The organism is Rhodothermales bacterium, from assembly GCA_034439735.1.
In the GTDB taxonomy this organism is placed as follows: Bacteria; Bacteroidota; Rhodothermia; order Rhodothermales; family JAHQVL01; genus JAWKNW01.
Genome location: JAWXAX010000062.1, coordinates 1 through 2,519, shown reverse-complemented (window position 1 = coordinate 2,519; position 2,519 = coordinate 1). Strand labels below are relative to the sequence as shown.

The 2,519-nt window shown below is 64.5% G+C and carries 3 protein-coding genes; 2 read left to right on the top strand and 1 reads right to left on the bottom strand.

Going from position 1 to position 2,519, the window contains the following annotated elements:
- Nucleotides 1-821, bottom strand: an 821-nt coding sequence (gene purD, locus SH809_04530) for a phosphoribosylamine--glycine ligase (protein ID MDZ4698953.1), incomplete at its 3' end; no start/stop codon positions are given.
- 224 nt (nucleotides 822-1,045) lie between these two features.
- Here purD and SH809_04525 point away from each other — a divergent pair.
- Nucleotides 1,046-2,296, top strand: coding sequence for an acyl-CoA dehydrogenase (locus SH809_04525; protein MDZ4698952.1), 1,251 nt, complete (start codon nucleotides 1,046-1,048; stop codon nucleotides 2,294-2,296).
- 20 nt (nucleotides 2,297-2,316) lie between these two features.
- A partial coding sequence (locus tag SH809_04520; GenBank protein MDZ4698951.1) for a sulfatase-like hydrolase/transferase occupies nucleotides 2,317-2,519 on the top strand: 203 nt, incomplete at its 3' end.

Below are 2,519 nucleotides of genomic sequence, written 5' to 3'. Positions count from 1 at the left end.
AGGCCGACATACAGAAATCCCTTGAACGGGGCGCCCTCGGCGTTCATCCCGGCGAGGGTGGGCTCGACGATGTCGCGGCAGATCCGGGCCTGAAGCTCGGGCGTGACCAGCGGCGCCGGCGCATAGGCCCCCATCCCACCGGTATTGGGCCCGGTGTCGCCATCTCCCACCCGTTTATGATCCTGCGCGGTAGCCAGCAGCGTGTACGATTGCCCATCACAGACCGCGAACAGGCTCGCCTCTTCACCTTGCATAAACCCTTCGATCACGACCTCGTCGCCGGCATCGCCGAACCGATGCTCCTGCACGATGTCGCGAAGCGCGGCCTCCGCTTCGGAGCGGGTTTCGCAGATCACGACGCCTTTGCCCGCCGCCAGGCCGCTGGCCTTCAGCACGATGGGCATCTCGGCGGTCTGGAGAAAGGCAAGCGCCTGGTCGTAGGCCGCCGCCGCGAAGGTGCGGTGTTCGGCCGTCGGGATGCCGTGGCGGACCATAAAGGCCTTGGCGAACGCCTTGCTGCCTTCCAATTGGGCCGCGGCGGCGCTCGGGCCGAAGATGGCCAGGCCGGCCGCCTCAAACGCATCCACGATCCCCATCACCAGCGGTTGTTCGGGGCCGACCACCGTGAGGTCGATGTTCTCCTCAAGGGCGAAATCGACCAGACCCGGGATGTGGGTCGCGGCGATGGCTATGTTTTGCCCTACCTGGGCCGTACCGGGGTTGCCGGGTGCGATAAACAGGGCTTCACAACGCGGGCTGGCGGCCAGCTTCCAGGCCATCGCGTGCTCGCGGCCGCCGTTTCCGATCAGCAAAATGCGCATGGGCTCGTACGTTCAGGCGTGCGTCCGTCGGGGTGGACAGTGAGGGCGTTCGCGACGAAAATAACGGAAGTGATCACAAAAACCGACCGCCCCGCCAGCGACGGCCCCCGTTTTCATCAAATCCACCCGACGACCTGTTTTTTTCTCCGGGGAACGCCGGCGTGGGTGAGTTCATTACATGCCCACCGTCCCCCAGAACTCTCTACGCAGGTCGTACCCAAGCCATGTCTTCAAAGGCGTTTAATATCGATGATATGTTTCTCTTCGAGGAGATGCTCACCGAAGAGGACCGGATGATTTTGGAGACGGCGCGCGAATATGCCCAGCACCACCTGGAGCCACGCGCCCTAGAAGGCAACCAGCACGAGGTCTTCCACGAGGATATCCCCCGTGAACTGGGCTCCCTGGGGCTCCTCGGAGCGACGATTCCGCCGGAATACGGCGGCGCCGGCGTGAGCTACACGGCGTACGGCCTCATCGCCCGCGAGCTGGAACGCGTGGACTCCGGCTACCGGTCCTTTGCCTCGGTGCAGTCCTCCCTGGTCATGTACCCCATCCACGCCTTTGGCACGGAGGAGCAGCGTCAGCGTTTCCTGCCCCGCCTCGCCACAGGCGAGCTGATCGGGTGTTTCGGGCTGACGGAGCCGGACCACGGATCGGACCCCGGGTCGATGGTCACCGTGGCTCGGAAGGTGGATGGCGGCTGGGTGCTCAATGGCGCCAAGACCTGGATCACGAACTCGCCTTTCGCCGATGTGGCGGTCGTCTGGGCCAAGGCCCGCGAAGCCGGCGACGACGAAGGTGTCATCCGGGGCTTCCTGGTCGAAAAGGGTTTTCCAGGGTTTTCGGCGCCCAAGATCCATAATAAGATGTCGATCCGGGCCTCGATCACCGGCGAGATCGTGTTGAGCGATTGCTTCGTGCCGGATGCCAACGTCTTTCCGGAGATTCGCGGCCTCAAGGGGCCGTTCTCCTGCCTGAACAACGCCCGCTACGGAATTTCCTGGGGCGTCGTCGGCGCGGCCGAGAACTGCTATCACCGGGCGCGGACGTATGTCATGGAGCGCGAGCAGTTCGGCTACCCGCTCGCATCGATGCAGCTGATCCAGACCAAGCTGGCCAACATGGCCACCGAGATCACGCAGATGCAGCTCCTCGCCTGGCGCCTGGGTACGCTGAAGGATGCCGGCCGCGCCGCGCCGCCGATGATCTCCCTCGCCAAACGCAACAACTGCGGGAAGGCCCTTGAGATCGCCCGCATGGGCCGAGACATGCTCGGGGGCAATGGGATCACGGGGGATTTCCGGATCATCCACCATATGATGAACCTCGAAACCGTCAACACCTACGAGGGGACCTACGACATCCACGGCCTCATCCTGGGCCGGGCGATCACAGGCATCCAGTCCTTCGTCCCCCGCGGCAACGACGTGCCGGACGAGGCACCTCGTCCGCGCGCCACGGTTTCGATGTGACGCCGGCCCGCAGTAGTGCCATGCCCAACCCCGTTTCAGCGACCAGCCGGCGTTTCCCTCGAACGTTCGCGCTGGTCGCGCTGCTTTTACTCGCCACGCCGACGCTCGCTCAGCGGCCGAACATTGTCTGGATCTCGGTGGAAGACATGAGTCCCCACCTGGGCGTCTATGGCGACCCGGTCGCACAAACCCCCAATCTGGACCGCCTTGCCGCCGAGGGGGT